Below are 16,277 nucleotides of genomic sequence, written 5' to 3'. Positions count from 1 at the left end.
AACATATAGAATGAAAAACGCTTTCCTATATTTTTTGTTATATTACAGGATGTTAACGACTTATTACGAATGGTTTGTAATTGTGTGTTTTCCCCAAATCCGAAAAAATCTGTTGCTATAATGAGGACACGAAAACAAACGCAATGGAGGCTATCATGAAAAAATTAATTGGTATAGCAACAGCAGCAGTTTTTGGTCTTGGGATTTTCACATCATCTGCTAATGCAGAAACTGTTGTAACAACAGACGTACTAAATGTACGCGAAAACCCTACTACGGAATCAAAAGTTGTCGGTAAATTACTAAACGGTAATAAAATAGATGTTCAAAATACAGAGAACGGATGGTCAAAAATCACTTTAGATGGTAAAGACGCATTCGTAAGTGCAGAGTTCACTAAAAGCATCTACTACGTAACAGCTAACGTATTAAACGTACGTGCTGAAGCGAACACAAACTCAGAAATTCTTGGGACGCTTAAGAAAGATGATATGATCGAAACAACGAACCAAGTACAAAATGAGTGGTTACAATTCGAATATAACGGAAAAACAGCTTATGTTCACGTTCCTTTCTTAACAGGTACAGCACCTGTTATTGAGAAACAAGAACAACCTGCTCCTGCTAAAGCGCAAGCACCAGCTCAAGCACCTGCAGCTCAAGCAAAACAAGCTGCTAAGCCTGCTGTAAAGGCTGCTGAAACTAACACACCTTCTGGTGGTCGTGAGTTAACAGTTGTAGCTACAGCATATACAGCTCATCCGAGCGAAAACGGTGGCACATATGGCGGCCGTGTATTAACTGCAATGGGTCATGACTTAACAGCGAACCCAAACATGAAAATGATCGCTGTTGACCCGAAAGTAATCCCATTAGGATCTAAAGTATGGGTAGAAGGTTACGGAGAAGCTATCGCTGGAGATACTGGCGGTGCAATTAAAGGTAACCGTATCGACATCCTACTTGGATCAGATAGCGCTGCTCAAAAATGGGGACGCAAAACTGTTAAAGTGAAAATTTTAAAATAACCAATGACTGCTGAAGCCAGTTCTCTTTGTTGAGAGCTGGCTTTTATTTTTTTATAATACATATAAGGAGGTTACGTCCATGAATGTACAAGCAAAAGTAGACTGGATCGGTACACCAAAACCGTATATATATAAAGATGAAGTAACATACGACGCTACTTCCATTGATTTCTCACTTGCTGACGACGACAATCGATATAAATTAATTGTGCTCAAGTCTGAAGATAATACACATTACAAATTTGTCCAATATGGAATCAAACCTGGCTCACAAAAGCCATTCCCTATCGACATTCCATTCGAACAAAACATGTTACCAATTATAGAGCAAATATTACATGATCCGTATGTACAAGCGATATTAAAGGAAACGCGCTTCTAATCGAAAAAAGACTATCTCAATCATGAGATAGTCTTTTGCATTAATGAGTTGGACCAGATACTTCCTCTGATTTCAACGTATTATTCGCTCCAAGAGAATGGTACAATATCTTTCCATTTCCATTCACAGTAACGATATGATCATTATTAAAGCTTTTGAACTTCACAGAGCCATCACCGTAACGAATATGATACTCTTCATATGTCGTTACTTTATATTTCGTAGCACTTTGACGCTCTACATTACGAATTTCCATTGTTAATAAATCTTCTGTAATTCCTTTTTTGTGTAAATACTGTATATAATCACGGTCTTCCTTATACGATTTCCCGCTCTTATCATAATTATTTTCAATTAAGCTAAAATCATTTAATGAAATCGCACGTACATTATCATAAATATGATTTCGTACAAAGTCACCAACAGCCGAACTTGATGTTTCTTTTGGGAATTTTAAGTAATACGTGCTTTGGTCTCCAATTTTAACACTTTCAGATTTCATCACACCAAAATCAGTAGTTTTCTCTAAATGTACTTCTACTGTTTCATCTGTGGATACAGGACCAAGCTTATAACTTCCATAGCTTAATTTTCCACGTTTTTTTCCATTCACAAATACAGTTGCATCATTTTCATCAGAAGAAAGGGTTACATAATTTCCTTCTAATGATAATGTAACATCCACTTTCGCCTCTTTTTCATCTGCCAAATCCACTTCTTTTTCTGTTTCTAACTCAGTTAGTTCCGTCTTCGCTTTTGCCTTTACAACGTAAGACCCAGGGAAATATGGACCAACTTCTTTTGAAGTTTTATCACTTGATAGCTCTGTCTCTTTCTTATCATTCACATATATTTCAGCACTTTTCGCAGTTGTGCTTACATTCATGTAATAAGATTTCATGTTAAATTTATATTTCGGATATAAGAACCATTCTTTCCCGTCTTCTATAATTTGACCATCTTTAAATGATGCTTTATCTGTTGTTAATTTTTGATTCACTGTCTCTTTCTGTAAATACGAAATTAATTCTTTGTTGTACGAAGGGTTCTCTTTTAAATAACGCATGTACGCCTTAATATCTTCCGTCTTAATCTTTAAGCTTGGATCATCTGCTTTCACAATTTCATCAATTGCCGTAATGTCTTTCTTTTGGAATGCTTCAATCATTACATTCACTTGCTTTTCTTTTGAAAACTTATATGCTCCAAATTTATATGCTCCAAATAATACAGCCGCAATAATGAGGAAACCGATGATTAAAAATACATTTTTCTTACTTTTCGCTGGTTTTATCTCATTTTGTACTTCTGTGTCTGAAGCAGCAGTGTTATCAACAATTACTTCAACTTTGCTTCCACATTCAGGACAAAAGTTCAAATGGCCTGCAACGTTTTTTTTACATGTTCCACAAAACTTCAACATGCTCTCCCCCTATTTTTTAGCTAATTTCATTCCAGCAAATGCCGCCACATATGTCACAATAAAACTAAACATAGTTAAATATACAAATGAATTTTGCATAGATAATACAGTACCGCCCGCTCCAAATAAATTCATTACATTTCCAGATACATCAATTTGGAACTTAGAAAGGATGTTTATTGCAATCATCATAATTGTGTAAGAACCACTGCATACTGCTAATGTAATATATATATTGGCAGTCGGTAATTCAGATAACTTTCTTCCCGCTCTAAACATAAGGAACAATGGAATAATAAGCAGTAATAAACCATAATTGAATACGTTATTCACTTCATCAAATTCAGCAAGGCTTTCCTGACTTGCTCCTTTTGAAATCATTACATCTCTAACCTCTACGCCATTTACAGAGACGCCTGATATAAATGAAAACGATAATGTACTCTCAGATGATTTTGATTTCTTACCAACTCCAGTAAATTCCTTACTCAGTGCTGGACTTGTTACTTCTAACGGAGCAAAATGAGCCATACTCCATAATTGAGGTGTTAACTCTAATGCTAATAATGTACTTTCAGATTTTAAGGTTGTTATTTCTTTTAATGGTTCAATACCGTCTTCCTTACTTACCAACGCCATAATACAAACCGCTACTGCTGTTACTAAAAGTCCTTTTATCATAGCTGAAACACCGTAATAAACAGACGCTCCATATGGCATTAACTCTTGAAATGCTGCTGCCATATTGTTTTTACTTGTATGAGCAATAAATCCTACTAAAGTAAATAACGTCCCGCATACAAAACCACTTAAGAAGCTCTTAATTGCTGAATATCCGACTGTAATCTTACCTGCATCCGAGAACGGGATTGTAACAGATTGTGATGCTATAAAGCTTATAATGAATAAAAAGACACCGTAAATAATACCAACTGTTGCCGCTACAAAAATTTGATCTTTAATCGTTTTTGCAACATGCTGTTTTCCTAACCATATTCCTGTTCCAGCGAAAATAATAAATGGAATGATTAATAATAATGTAAATGGAGTATGCCAAGATAAAGATAATATCAATCCACTATCATCACTAGCTGTAAAACCAAGTAAATGATAATTTAACAACGTAGCAGTTGCGCTTGCATAAAAGCTCGGCAACATTTCTAACTCTTTCGCAAATTTACTCAACATCTCACTTAATATAGACGCAAATAATACACTACCAATCCATCCTGCAATTAACATGAGAATACTTGCAACAGCTCCACCAATGAAACCTGTTTTTAAAACGGCTTTATCTGCTGTAAATTTAACTTCAGGAGTACCGTCTATTGCAGGCAATTTAATAGATTGTTCTTTTTTCTTCACAATAAATAAAGAATGCCCACACTTTTGACAATATAAATTTTGCTGAGCATTTTCACTGCCACAACCTTTGCAGTATTTTGCAGTATCTTGTTCTAACGTTACTACATCTATAGCTCCTGCAATCTCCATACTTCCTTCATTAGGGCAATAATTTACTTCTTCACCATGTTGCTTTCCGCACGTGCGACAATACATCTTATTCACTCCCCACTTTGCTTAATTCCACAAACCGGACAGTAAGTAGAGTTTTTATCGATATGCTCATCGCATGAAATACAATTTGCCGTTTCACCGTCATTTTCTACCGCTAACATTGGGTTAGGATTTCCGCATGAACCACAAAACTTATCATTCATCGATAAAGGCCCACCGCATTCACATGTAGCTTTCTCGCCTTGTTGTTTTTGCAATTCAACAATGCGTTTTCTCGCTTGATAAATAGCTACATCAAATTCTTGAACTGGAGCAATCATTTCTTTCAAACTTTCTTCATTTACTCCGTTTCCTCTTAATTGAACATATACTTGTTGTCCAACTTCTAATAGAACTTCTGCCTTTTTCTGCATTTGCACTTGCATTCCCTTTTTCAATTGGGCAATCTCTTGTGCAACTTGCAGCTTCATCTTCCCTTGCTCAATTCCTTCTTGTAACTTATTCATTCCACTGCCTAACTTCGTCTGTAAATCTGACAAACTAATTACCCTCCTATAAATATATAGTAATATATAAAATTAACATTTTATATATTACCATGATTTTCAAGTAATGTAATCTAAATTTCATTTTTTCTGTTTTGAGCATTTTTTGTTTATAATGGTAAAGGAAAGAAATATGTGTACGGAGGAATATTATGCTGCAACACTCAATTACGAAAGATGAAATTATGATGATTGCGAATGAGTTCGTTCAAGGACTAGATCCACAGCAAACAGCTGACCAGGAACATGTCGCTACAGCTCGGCACCTATATCGTAGTGGTGTTGTCTACAACGTTGACTTTGATGGCTATACGCTATCAGGAACTGTAGATGCTGAAGGCAGCGTATATAGCGTCCATATCCCGATTCGTAACGTCGCTGAAAGCTATTGCGATTGCTTCGCACCAACGCAGTGTGAGCATATGCTCGCTGTGTTACTATCGGCAGCATCTAGTTTCGGGCAAGTAGGAGATGTATTAACTTTATTCAAAAATAATACGAAACCTTCTCTTCCTCCTATTCGAACTGCAAGACAAGTATTGCAATCATCAGCTTTTGAAGAAACGGATTATAAAAGTTGGCAATCATATTTTGATAACGAATATGAATCATTTAAAAAAGAACAAGCTCGGCTTACTTATAAACAAATGTATTTTCTTATGAGTATTTTTACGGACTTCTATACGAAACTCGAGCGGAAAGCTCCGCGTATCATTGTGATACATGAATTGTTCAGGCTACATGCAGCGCTTTATTGCTTTCAAAAATTATTAGAAGAAATTCAGGAATTTGAGGCAAATAAAACGTATTCTTATCACCAGCCTGTTAATGTCGTTCGCCTATTTGTAGATAAAGTGGAATCCATCGTTCGGGACTTACAATCAGAATCGATTCCTTCAGAGTCTAAATCAATTCTGCAAGAAACAGCTCGTCTCGTTCACGAAGTATTTTTCTCCACCGATGCCTATACGCAAGAGAGGTTCTTTATTTATCGTCACATATGGAGTGAACTGTTACACAATAACGAGCAACTACAAGAAGAGGAAAAACGAATTGATACGAAAATGAATCCACTTTCCAAAGCATTAGCATCTTCTCATCTACTCTTTTTAAATGATGAAGATCGATTAGCGATGGACTTACTAAAGAAACAACCTGCTTCTGTTGTAAGTCTTTACTTCTATTGGTTAGAAGAGTTATTACATGCAATGAAATGGGATCGTGCGAAAAACTGGCTTTCCTTTACGTATAAACAAGTGAAGAAAACGATACATGAGCACGAAAATACAATTTTCATAAAAGATATCGTTCGCTTATTCGTCATCATGTATGAAACGTATGCAACCCATACAAATGAACAAGCTGGATTCGAAATGATTTTGCAAGAGCTATTACCATATAGTTTCGCAAACTATGAGCAATACGTACTGGCGAAAAAACAGTATCGAACATGGGCAGAACTTCAGCTCTTACATGGATTTGAAGCGATTGAACTTTTGAAAGAGCCGCTGAAAGATATTGAAAAGGAAGCACCAGAAGCAGCACTTCCTCTTTATCATCTTGCTGCTACCGAAGCTATTGAAGAGCGAAATCGCAAATCATATAGACGTGCAGTTCGTTACTTAAAGAAATTACGTACATTATATAAACGATTAAAGCGTACCGATGAATGGGATGCTTTCATTATTCACATCGCAAACTTACATTCACGTCTGCGTGCACTACAAGAGGAATTACGGAAAGGAAAATTAATCGATGATCAATCAAACTGAAGTAACAATTAGGCTCCAGCACGTTAGTCACGGTTGGTTCCTTTGGGGAGAAGATGATAGCGGTACTCCATTATCCGTAACAAGTTGGAAACGAAATGCATTTACATGGCACTCCACTTCCTTCTACGGCACGTTTCTAAAAGAAGCAACCTTTGAAGGAAGACAAGGTGTTATGCTAACAAACGCACAAGCATTTGAATACATCGCGAATAAACCGATGAACTCCTTTGCCCGTATTCAAATGAACGGCCCTATTACAGCACTTACGGAAGATGCGAACGAATTGTGGGATGCCTTCACAAGCGGTAGCTTCGTACCTGATATGGAGCGTTGGCCTAAACAACCATCTTGGAAAGTTCAAAATACTCCAATCGAAGATGAAACATTGGCATCTCTTTTCTCGGCTGCAGTAAATGAAAGCATATTACAAGATAACCGTTCAAATGACGGATGGGAAGATGCAAAGAGACTTTATGAACATTACGACTTTACGAAAAGACAATTAGACGCAGCACTACATGAAGAAGATTGGCTTCGAAAAATTGGTTACATTGAAGATGACCTTCCCTTTACAATCGGACTACGACTACAAGAGCCGCAAGAAGAATTTGAAATGTGGAAGCTTGAAACAATTGTTACGCCAAAGCGCGGGGCACATCGCATATATGTATATGAGAGTATCGATTCTTTACCAAAACGATGGCACGATTATGAAGAACGTATTCTGGAAACACAAGAAAGCTTCAGTAAGCTCGTACCGTGGCTAAAAGATGGTGATACATTCCGAAGTGAACTCTTTGAAACAGAAGCGTGGAACTTCTTAACAGAAGCAAGTAACGAATTACTCGCCGCAGGTATTACAATCTTATTACCATCGTGGTGGCAAAATTTAAAAGCGACAAAACCAAAATTACGTGTGCAACTGAAGCAAAATGCTACACAAACGCAATCTTTCTTCGGCATGAATACACTCGTTAATTTTGACTGGCGCATTTCAACGAACGGCATTGATTTATCAGAAAGCGAATTTTTTGAACTCGTTGAACAAAACAAGCGGTTATTCAATATAAATGGTCAATGGATGCGACTAGATCCAGCCTTTATTGAAGAAGTACGAAAGCTCATGAATCGTGCTGATAAGTATGGACTTGAAATGAAAGATGTCCTGCAGCAACATTTATCAAACACGGCTGAAACAGAAATTGTAGAAGAGGATAGTCCGTTTACAGATATTGAAATTGAACTAGATGGATATTATGAAGACTTATTCCAAAAACTATTGCACATTGGAGATATTCCGAAAGTAGATGTCCCTTCATCACTAAACGCCACACTCCGTCCGTATCAACAACATGGCATTGAGTGGTTATTATATTTAAGAAAGCTTGGATTCGGCGCATTGTTAGCTGACGACATGGGACTTGGAAAGAGTATTCAAACGATCACTTACTTACTATATATAAAAGAAAACAATCTCCAAACAGGTCCTGCTTTAATCGTGGCTCCGACATCTGTTCTTGGAAATTGGCAAAAAGAATTTGAGCGTTTCGCACCGAATTTACGTGTTCAGTTACATTATGGAAGTAACCGAGCTAAAGGGGAACCCTTTAAAGATTTCCTTCAATCAGCAGATGTTGTATTAACATCTTATGCATTAGCTCAGCTTGATGAGGAAGAACTTAGTACGTTATGCTGGGATGCTGTTATTTTGGATGAAGCACAAAATATTAAAAACCCACATACGAAACAGTCTAAAGCAGTACGAAACTTACAAGCAAATCACAAAATCGCATTAACTGGGACACCGATGGAAAACCGCCTTGCCGAGCTTTGGTCTATTTTCGACTTCATTAATCATGGATATCTTGGCAGCTTAGGACAATTCCAGCGCCGCTTCGTCTCACCAATTGAAAAGGACCGTGACGAAGGAAAAATCCAACAAGTTCAACGTTTTATCTCACCGTTTTTACTGCGTCGTACGAAGAAAGATCAAACAGTCGCATTAAACTTACCAGATAAACAAGAACAGAAAGCTTACTGTCCACTAACTGGTGAACAAGCTTCCTTATATGAACAACTTGTTCAAGATACGTTGCAAAATGTAGAAGGATTAAGCGGAATTGAACGACGCGGATTTATATTACTCATGCTGAACAAACTTAAACAAATTTGTAATCATCCCGCTCTTTATTTAAAAGAAACAGAACCGAAAGACATCATCGAGCGTTCCATGAAAACGAGCACGCTCATGGAACTCATTGAAAATATAAAAGATCAAAATGAAAGTTGTTTAATCTTCACGCAATACATCGGTATGGGGAACATGCTAAAAGATGTGTTAGAAGAACATTTCGGTCAGCGCGTCCTCTTCTTAAACGGTAGTGTACCGAAGAAAGAACGTGACAAAATGATCGAACAGTTCCAAAACGGAACGTATGACATCTTCATTTTATCGTTAAAAGCAGGTGGTACAGGATTAAACTTAACAGCTGCCAACCATGTCATTCACTACGATCGTTGGTGGAATCCAGCGGTAGAAAACCAAGCAACAGACCGTGCATATCGCATTGGTCAAAAGCGCTTCGTTCACGTTCATAAACTGATTACAACGGGGACACTTGAAGAGAAAATCGATGAAATGTTAGAAAGAAAACAATCATTAAACAACGCCGTCATTACAAGCGATAGTTGGATGACAGAACTATCTACAGATGAACTAAAAGAATTACTTGGTGTATAAACAAAAGGAGCTAATCTTTTCGAGATTAGCTCCTTTTTCTATTCCAAAACCAATTACTTATTATAATACCTGTTAATCCGCCGCACGTATCCAGTAATGAATCTTGCCACATCGGTGTACGATCGCCCGTAAACCATTGATGAATTTCATCAAATGTTGCATATCCCGCAACGAAAAGGAGAGCGTATATAAAACACCTTTTTCTCGAATAACCTGATCGATGAAAAGCGTAATACGTCAATGAGCCGAGCATAAAGAACACCATAAAATGAGCACCTTTACGAAGGAAAAACTCAATAAATCCGCCTACACCTTTATTTGCAATACTAACAGGTGTACCACCGCCGTAATCGATAGATACCCATGAAAAATGCTCTTTCACAAACTCCACATTTACATATTGTTCAATATCCGAACGCATATCCTGCTTTTTATATGGTTGTGCCGAGGAATAGAAAATCAGCCCCATCCATAGTAAAACAGGAATCCAAAATAACCATTTACGATTCATTCTTCCGAAACCCCTCTCTTATTCTTTTAAGAGTACCAAAAAAAAGAATAAATTTCACGCCAAAACATGACATTTGCATCCTATTTATATAGTGAAAGGGGGTGATAAACATGGCAGTCGAAACAATCGTAATGGATTTAACTTTACGTCTCGTTTTAAACAATGGATTAGATAAGAATGGAAAAACAGTTTTTAAGAACAAACAATTTAAGCGCGTAAAAACAAACGCAAACTTAGAGCAAGTACAAAACGTAGCACGTGCTCTTGCTTCTTTACAAGCATCACCACTTCACGCTGTACAACTTGTTAGCACATCAGATCTTTCTACCCTTTAAGGTGGAAATGTAATCAGTGGGGATGCCCCACTGATTACAAAATAAATAAAAAGGAGGAATCAACGTATGCAAGTACTAGAATTAATTTTCGCGAAAGAAGATGGAAAAACAGTTGTCTTTTCTATCGAGAAGCCAATCACGCCCGTCGATGCACAAGTCGTAAATCAAGTAATGGATACGATCCTTGCCTCATCTGTATTTTCATCAATTAATGAAAATACCCGAAAAAAAGGAGCCCGTCTCGTAGAAAGGAATGTATCTGAAGTTCCCATTACCTTATAAACAAAAAGACGAATCTGCATCATTTTGCAGATTCGTCTTTTTTCTTCGGCATTTCAATTGGAATAAAGATTTTTGAAAAACCGACGCATACATATTTATAGTGTTCTCCGCCGATATCAAATTCCGTCTTATATGTTGAGAAGAATATATAATCATCTCGCTTCGTATAATGATCGATTAACAATCCAACTTGCGGCTCAACATATTTTTTCGCCAACTTCTTACCAGCCGATGCTAAATCACCAAGGAGCCCCTCTTCATTTTCCTTTTGAACTTCGTCTAGCTTCTTACTTACATCATTACGTTTCATAAACTGCTTCGCTGCCCAATCCGTATATTCACCTTTACTCGGATTACTATTTGCTAAATATACTAGAAGAACAACAACTAGAGCCATAATAATATACCTTTTCTTCATACTATCTCACCGCCTACTCTTTTCTATTTTCATATATATGTACAAGCGATGCAAATTAGAAAGACTATCATCTATTGATTGTAAACGAATAGCTAAAATTTACAATATGAAATAAAAGATTAACAATTAATTTACTTAATTCGTATATAATTATATTGAGAATTATTATCATTTATAAAGGGGGAATTAAATTTATGAATGACGAAAATGATATTATTATTTCTAATTCTACAATGATGTTAGAACCACACAAGCACCCTTACTATCAGACAAAGATTATCGAAAGTAGCGGGAACCATCTTTACTCCTGTCAAACTGCTCTCCAACTTATCAAGAAATCTTGTCTAACCAATGTTCACTCTACTTATCAAGGTAGACGGAAAGCAGTTCAAACAAACTTTCATTTCAAACGAAATGTGCCGATTCCAATTAATCATCGAGAATATATTTGTGCTTTTCCAACAGAGTCTCCTTCTTCTCCAAACTGTATATGGCTATTTTATAACCATATAGATGACATAGAGTTTTTCAAAAAAAGTAAAAAAGCTACCATTCATTTTTCAAATGGTACAACTACAACTATACATATCAGTCAACATAAGTTAAAACAACAATTATTAAAAGCCGGATATGTATTATCACGTATGAACATGCAAGATTCACTACAATTTAAAAGCCTCTTACTACATTTACTACCTTAACAGAATAAGTAGAATGGAAAGCAATATCACTTGCCTTCCATTCTTATGATCATGTTTATCCTCTTAAACTATCTCGCATTTTCTCAAGTGCTCGCCGATACATCCACCTTACTTGATAATAGCTCATCTCTGTCTCTAAAGCGATTTCCCCCATCGTCTTTCCTACAAAAAAACGCTCAAAAATAATATACTTCTCCTTCTCATCTAATACACTCATAAAATCCTTCGCTTTCATTTCAATATCTTCAAAATGAAAGATATCCTCATACGCTCCTACACATACACACTTTTCTTGCACTGCAAACTCTTTCTTCAATCTTTCTAATATATAACCACGCACCGTTACAACTGCATATGCAGGAAAACTCCCTTTCTCTGCATCAAACTTTTCATACGCATGCCAAAGACCGATTAACCCACATTGATAATACTCTTCATAATCTTGATAGATCCCTAACCTCTTTATTTGATTTACAATCAATCCTTCATACAACAAAGCTGCCTCTTTAAAAGTCGCTGGTTTCACACAGTACCCGTTTCTAAAAGGTATACCTTTCTAGTATTCCGCGGTACCTTCACAATATAAAAATAAAGAAGGGAATTCACTGTGAGTAATTTTAAATACTATCGCTGAAATTTGAAATTACAATGGGTTGTATTTGAAATTTCAACGGCGGTATTTGAAGTATGGGTAAAAATAAAAAAGGTGACTCTTGGAAGAGCCACCTTTTCAAAATAATATGTTATGCGCCAAAACCAGAAAACATACCGCCTAACATACTAAACCCAACTGTAAAGATAAAGAATATACAAATTAAAATTGTTGCCTGCTTTTTACTTAAACCAGCAACGATATGCAAGCCTAGGCCAGTTAAAATTAAGCTCCAAATGTTGAAAACTTCAAATGCAGAACCAATGCCATATGCAATTGTTCCTTGCTCAAATAAAGGTCCTAAACTTGTATATTTATCAATACCGTTTCCACCAAGTATATAACCTAAAACTACATTAATAAGACTACCAAGATAAAAAACAACATTAGCATAAATATAAATAGATAATATCTTCATATATGGAGTATCATTGCTCATAAACATCATAATCACTTTATAAAATCCTGCTACTACGAAAAGACCAATAGCTGTTCCAATTAGCCCCCCAAAAGCTCCAATACCAAGTGTAGTTCCTTTCATTATCCCTGTCGTATCTTCTTTAAGTAGCTTTGCCATATCCGGGTTATTAATTAACCCTAAGTAAGCTGCTACTGTTGCAAAGATAGTCCCCATTACAAGAAATAAGAAAAAACCTCCCCAAACCGGACTCTTCGTCTTCATTCTCTCAAACTGCTCACCTGGAGAAGTAATCATCCCTAATAATGATGGCTTTTTCGAACCAACATCTTGCGTATTAATATTAGCTTCCATTATAACGCCTCCTTCTATTTATATAACCCGTTCTAACGGGCGGTTCACTTCCTCACATAGAGGCTACGAACCGCCCACTAGAACGGTAATGTGTAGTTCTACTACACTAGTAATTACTCATAACGAAGTGCTTCAATTGGATCTAATTTCGCAGCTTTATTTGCTGGAATTAATCCGAAAATAATACCGAGTGTCATCGAGAATAATACGCCGCCAACGACAACTTCCCATGAAACAAGAGGTGGCCATTTTGCGAATGTGGAAACGATATATGCTCCGCCATATCCAAGACCAATTCCGATTAAGCCGCCTAGAAGTGTTAACATAACTGCTTCAATTAAAAACTGTAATAAAATTTTACTACGCGTTGCCCCAAGTGCTTTACGTATTCCAATTTCGCGCGTACGCTCCGTTACAGATACGAGCATAATATTCATAACACCAATACCACCAACGACTAATGAAATGCCTGCAATACCGCCAATGATCATCGTCATAATACCAGTTACTTTAGAAACGTTTTCTTGGAATTCTTTTAAATTCACCAGTTCATATTTACCTGGAATTTCACTTGGCTTACGACTATTTAATACATCAACAGCTTGTTTTCCGGCTGCTTCTAAATCGTCTACATTTTTAGCTTGAATTGCGATATTTTGAATATCATCTGTTCCGAATAAAACAGGCCATACTGTAAGAGGGATTAACGCTTCTTCCATTTCAAATCCCATAAATTCATTATCAGATGTATACACACCAACAATTTGCATTGGCTGCCCCTTCATCTCAATAATTTGTCCAACTGGGTTTACGTCCTTAAATAACGTTTCTTCTGTTTTTGTGCTAATCATCATAACGTTATTTGCATGAGTAATATCTGATTCACTTAAAGTACGTCCCTTTACGACCTTTACTTTATTAACTGCAAAATATTCATTATCAAGACCAATAACATTCAGATTTGCCTTTTTATCATTTACATCAAGTATCTCCATCCCCTGATTTGTTGTAATAACGTGGGATACATCCTTCACTTGTTTTACTTCCAGAATATCTTCTTCCGTTAACTTCGGTATTTCATGCCCGCCCATATTAAACTCATCATTAATATCTGCTTTAAATTGAATTGGCATAAGATTATTACCGCCAGAACCTGCGAATTTCGACTTCAGCATCGCTTCTCCGCCTTGCCCAATTGCAACGACAGTAATAATAGAACCAACGCCGATAATAATACCGAGCATCGTAAGAGCTGAACGCAGTTTATGAGCTAAAATAGAAGAGAGGGCAATTTTTATACTATCTAGTAAACTCATACCGCACACCTTCTATCTTCTGTAATTTTCCCGTCTCGCAGTACAATGCGTCGGGAAGAATACGCCGCTACTTCCTCTTCATGCGTAACCATAACAATTGTTGTACCTTCTGCATTAAGCTTCGTGAAAATATCCATAACTTGCTCACCAGACTTCGTATCAAGCGCACCAGTCGGCTCATCGGCCATAATGAACGTTGGATTATTCGCGATCGCTCTTGCAATTGCGACACGCTGCTTCTGTCCACCTGACAATTCGTTCGGTAAATGATGCACGCGGTCTGCTAATCCAACTTTACCTAACGCCTCTAAAGCACGCTTCCGACGCTCTGCTTTCTTTATGCCGCCATATACGAGCGGAAGCTCAACATTTTCGACTGCTGAAAGACGTGGCAGCAAATTAAAGTGCTGAAACACAAAACCGATATATTCATTACGAATTAAAGCAAGCTTTGACTCGTCTGCTGTTAAGATATTCACATCGTTCAGCATATATTCGCCTTCTGTTGGACGATCTAAACAACCGATAATATTCATAAGCGTTGATTTACCAGAACCAGACGGTCCCATAATCGAAACAAATTCACCGCTCTGAATCGTTAAACTAATACCATGCAAAATCGGCACAGCCAATTTTCCTTGATAATACGTTTTAGCAATATGGTTTAACGTAATCATTTCTCTTTCACTTCCATTCCGTCATACACATCGTCGGAAGGATTTTTAACCACCTTTTGCCCCACTGTTACGCCTTCAGTAATCTCTGTCCAGTCTCCATCAGTAGAACCTTTTTTCACATTTTGTTTACGAAGCTTTCCTTTATCCTCAACATAAACAAATGCATCATCACCTTTTTCTACAATGCTCTTAGTCGGAACAGCAACCATCTTCTTATTCTCTAAATTTACTTGCAGAGAAACGTGATAACCTGGAGATAAACCATCTTGACTATCAAGGCTTGCTTTATATGTATATTGAGACATATTTTGAGTCGCTTCGCCCATACCGCCAGCTTGCGCCATCTCTGCACTCGTTGGGAATTCACTTACTTCTGTAATCTTACCTGTCCACTTCTTCTTATTATTTGCTTTCGCAGTAACAGTAAATGTTTGATCTTTTTGAATTTGTGACTTTTGAAGCTCAGTTAACGTCCCTTGAATTTGGAACGGATCTTTAGAAGCCACTTGTAAGAAGGCTTTCCCTTGACCACCTAACGCTTGAGATGAACTTTGTGCCGCATCTTTATCTAACTTTTGAACAACACCAGCAAAGTTACTATAAATCGTAAGCTCTTTCTGCTTTTTACTTAACTCTTCTTTCTGCAACTTCCCTTTTTCTTTCTCAAGATCCGTTGTCTTTTGCGCCATCTCTAACTCACTTACTTGCTCTTCCATCGGATCTGTTACTTCTTTCCCAGCTCCGCTATCTTTCGCCTTCTTAATTTCTTTCTTCAGCGAATCAAGCTTCTTTTTCCCTTGATCATAACGCATATCTGCCATCTTCTGATCAAGCTCAGCTTGCTTCATTTGAAGATTAATCTCTTCATTATCATAAGAGAATAACTTCGTACCTTTCTCTACCTCTTGTCCTTCTTTTACCTCAATATCTTTCACTTTTCCTTTGGCCGGATCCGCATAAAAACTTTCAATATTTCCAGGCTTCACCTGACCAGAAATTAACTTCGTATTATTCAGCTTACGCTCCGTTACCTTCTCAAAACTTACAGCATCAGCAGATGTTGATGCCCCCTTCTTCTTCCCTTGCATTACAAAAATATTAACTGCTGCTACAATAACAATTAGTGCAATAACCCCGATAATAATCCATTTCTTCTTCTTGTTTGGAGTACGAACCGTATTTGGTACCATATTCTCGCTCCTTTT

17 protein-coding genes are annotated in these 16,277 nt (G+C 37.0%); 7 read left to right on the top strand and 10 right to left on the bottom strand.

Features of this window, described 5'->3' with window-relative positions; genetic code table 11:
- Positions 1-155 precede the first annotated feature (155 nt).
- Together MR083_RS14615 and MR083_RS14610 are read left to right on the top strand one after the other, a co-directional pair.
- On the top strand, positions 156-1,028 hold the full coding sequence (locus tag MR083_RS14615; RefSeq protein WP_000733321.1) for a cell wall-binding protein EntA: 873 nt from the start codon (positions 156-158) through the stop codon (positions 1,026-1,028).
- A gap of 79 nt (positions 1,029-1,107) precedes the next feature.
- Positions 1,108-1,410: a DUF3910 family protein gene (locus tag MR083_RS14610; RefSeq protein WP_016718955.1), complete on the top strand. Its 303-nt coding sequence runs from the start codon at positions 1,108-1,110 to the stop codon at positions 1,408-1,410.
- A 40-nt stretch (positions 1,411-1,450) separates the two neighbouring features.
- Here MR083_RS14610 and MR083_RS14605 read toward each other — a convergent pair whose 3' ends face one another.
- Genes MR083_RS14605 through MR083_RS14595 form a run of 3 tightly spaced genes read right to left on the bottom strand, consistent with a single transcriptional unit; the run spans position 1,451 to position 4,890 of the window.
- A complete protein-coding gene (locus MR083_RS14605; protein WP_029141234.1) occupies positions 1,451-2,830 on the bottom strand; it encodes a zinc ribbon domain-containing protein in 1,380 nt (459 codons plus the stop codon).
- A 12-nt stretch (positions 2,831-2,842) separates the two neighbouring features.
- Positions 2,843-4,393, bottom strand: a complete 1,551-nt coding sequence (locus tag MR083_RS14600) for a zinc ribbon domain-containing protein (RefSeq protein ID WP_242269497.1) — start codon at positions 4,391-4,393, stop codon at positions 2,843-2,845.
- A 5-nt stretch (positions 4,394-4,398) separates the two neighbouring features.
- Entirely contained in the window at positions 4,399-4,890 is a 492-nt protein-coding gene (locus MR083_RS14595; RefSeq protein WP_033692244.1) for a zinc ribbon domain-containing protein, read from the bottom strand.
- A gap of 158 nt (positions 4,891-5,048) precedes the next feature.
- Between MR083_RS14595 and MR083_RS14590 the strand changes: the two genes are divergently transcribed.
- Both MR083_RS14590 and MR083_RS14585 read left to right on the top strand, forming a co-directional pair.
- Positions 5,049-6,668 carry an SWIM zinc finger family protein gene (locus MR083_RS14590; protein WP_016718959.1) on the top strand — a complete coding sequence of 540 codons (1,620 nt, stop codon included), beginning with the start codon at positions 5,049-5,051 and terminating at the stop codon, positions 6,666-6,668.
- On the top strand, positions 6,652-9,408 hold the full coding sequence (locus MR083_RS14585; RefSeq protein WP_242269496.1) for a DEAD/DEAH box helicase: 2,757 nt from the start codon (positions 6,652-6,654) through the stop codon (positions 9,406-9,408). Before MR083_RS14590 ends, MR083_RS14585 begins: the two co-directional genes overlap by 17 nt.
- Positions 9,409-9,433: 25 nt before the next feature.
- Here the strand turns inward: MR083_RS14585 and MR083_RS14580 are convergent, their stop codons facing one another.
- Positions 9,434-9,919 (bottom strand): VanZ family protein, encoded by a 486-nt coding sequence (locus tag MR083_RS14580; RefSeq protein ID WP_001080717.1) that lies wholly within the window; start codon positions 9,917-9,919, stop codon positions 9,434-9,436.
- Between the two features lie 110 nt (positions 9,920-10,029).
- Here MR083_RS14580 and MR083_RS14575 point away from each other — a divergent pair, with 110 nt between their 5' ends.
- Together MR083_RS14575 and MR083_RS14570 are read left to right on the top strand one after the other, a co-directional pair.
- The gene (locus tag MR083_RS14575) at positions 10,030-10,254 is read left to right on the top strand and encodes a DUF1659 domain-containing protein (protein WP_000257707.1); all 225 of its coding nucleotides are present in this window, start codon (positions 10,030-10,032) and stop codon (positions 10,252-10,254) included.
- A gap of 66 nt (positions 10,255-10,320) precedes the next feature.
- Positions 10,321-10,536 carry a DUF2922 domain-containing protein gene (locus MR083_RS14570; protein WP_001197600.1) on the top strand — a complete coding sequence of 72 codons (216 nt, stop codon included), beginning with the start codon at positions 10,321-10,323 and terminating at the stop codon, positions 10,534-10,536.
- 19 nt (positions 10,537-10,555) lie between these two features.
- On the opposite strand, the gene MR083_RS14565 is transcribed toward MR083_RS14570, so the two are convergent.
- The gene (locus MR083_RS14565) at positions 10,556-10,954 is read right to left on the bottom strand and encodes a DUF4359 domain-containing protein (RefSeq protein WP_000747726.1); all 399 of its coding nucleotides are present in this window, start codon (positions 10,952-10,954) and stop codon (positions 10,556-10,558) included.
- Positions 10,955-11,148: 194 nt separating this feature from the next.
- On the opposite strand from MR083_RS14565, the gene MR083_RS14560 reads away from it, so the two are divergent.
- Positions 11,149-11,655: a competence protein ComK gene (locus MR083_RS14560; RefSeq protein ID WP_000997440.1), complete on the top strand. Its 507-nt coding sequence runs from the start codon at positions 11,149-11,151 to the stop codon at positions 11,653-11,655.
- Between the two features lie 55 nt (positions 11,656-11,710).
- Here the strand turns inward: MR083_RS14560 and MR083_RS14555 are convergent, their stop codons facing one another.
- The 5 genes from MR083_RS14555 to MR083_RS14535 all read right to left on the bottom strand — a co-directional run bounded on the left by MR083_RS14555 (position 11,711) and on the right by MR083_RS14535 (position 16,262).
- On the bottom strand, positions 11,711-12,181 hold the full coding sequence (locus MR083_RS14555) for a sigma-70 family RNA polymerase sigma factor (RefSeq protein ID WP_074615067.1): 471 nt from the start codon (positions 12,179-12,181) through the stop codon (positions 11,711-11,713).
- 217 nt (positions 12,182-12,398) lie between these two features.
- Positions 12,399-13,079, bottom strand: coding sequence for a YknW family membrane protein (yknW, locus tag MR083_RS14550; protein WP_000387931.1), 681 nt, complete (start codon positions 13,077-13,079; stop codon positions 12,399-12,401).
- A gap of 113 nt (positions 13,080-13,192) precedes the next feature.
- A complete protein-coding gene (locus tag MR083_RS14545; RefSeq protein ID WP_242269495.1) occupies positions 13,193-14,395 on the bottom strand; it encodes an ABC transporter permease in 1,203 nt (400 codons plus the stop codon).
- On the bottom strand, positions 14,392-15,072 hold the full coding sequence (locus MR083_RS14540; RefSeq protein ID WP_000631600.1) for an ABC transporter ATP-binding protein: 681 nt from the start codon (positions 15,070-15,072) through the stop codon (positions 14,392-14,394). The genes MR083_RS14545 and MR083_RS14540 overlap by 4 nt, the downstream gene beginning before the upstream one ends.
- Entirely contained in the window at positions 15,069-16,262 is a 1,194-nt protein-coding gene (locus tag MR083_RS14535; RefSeq protein ID WP_000249044.1) for an efflux RND transporter periplasmic adaptor subunit, read from the bottom strand. Before MR083_RS14535 ends, MR083_RS14540 begins: the two co-directional genes overlap by 4 nt.
- Between the last annotated feature and the right edge of the window lie 15 nt (positions 16,263-16,277).

The sequence above is a fragment of the Bacillus cereus group sp. BfR-BA-01408 genome (genome assembly GCF_022663305.1).
Classification (GTDB): Bacteria; Bacillota; Bacilli; order Bacillales; family Bacillaceae_G; genus Bacillus_A; species Bacillus_A pacificus.
Note: the sequence above shows the minus strand (reverse complement) of the source record. Positions and strands in the feature narration are given on the sequence as shown.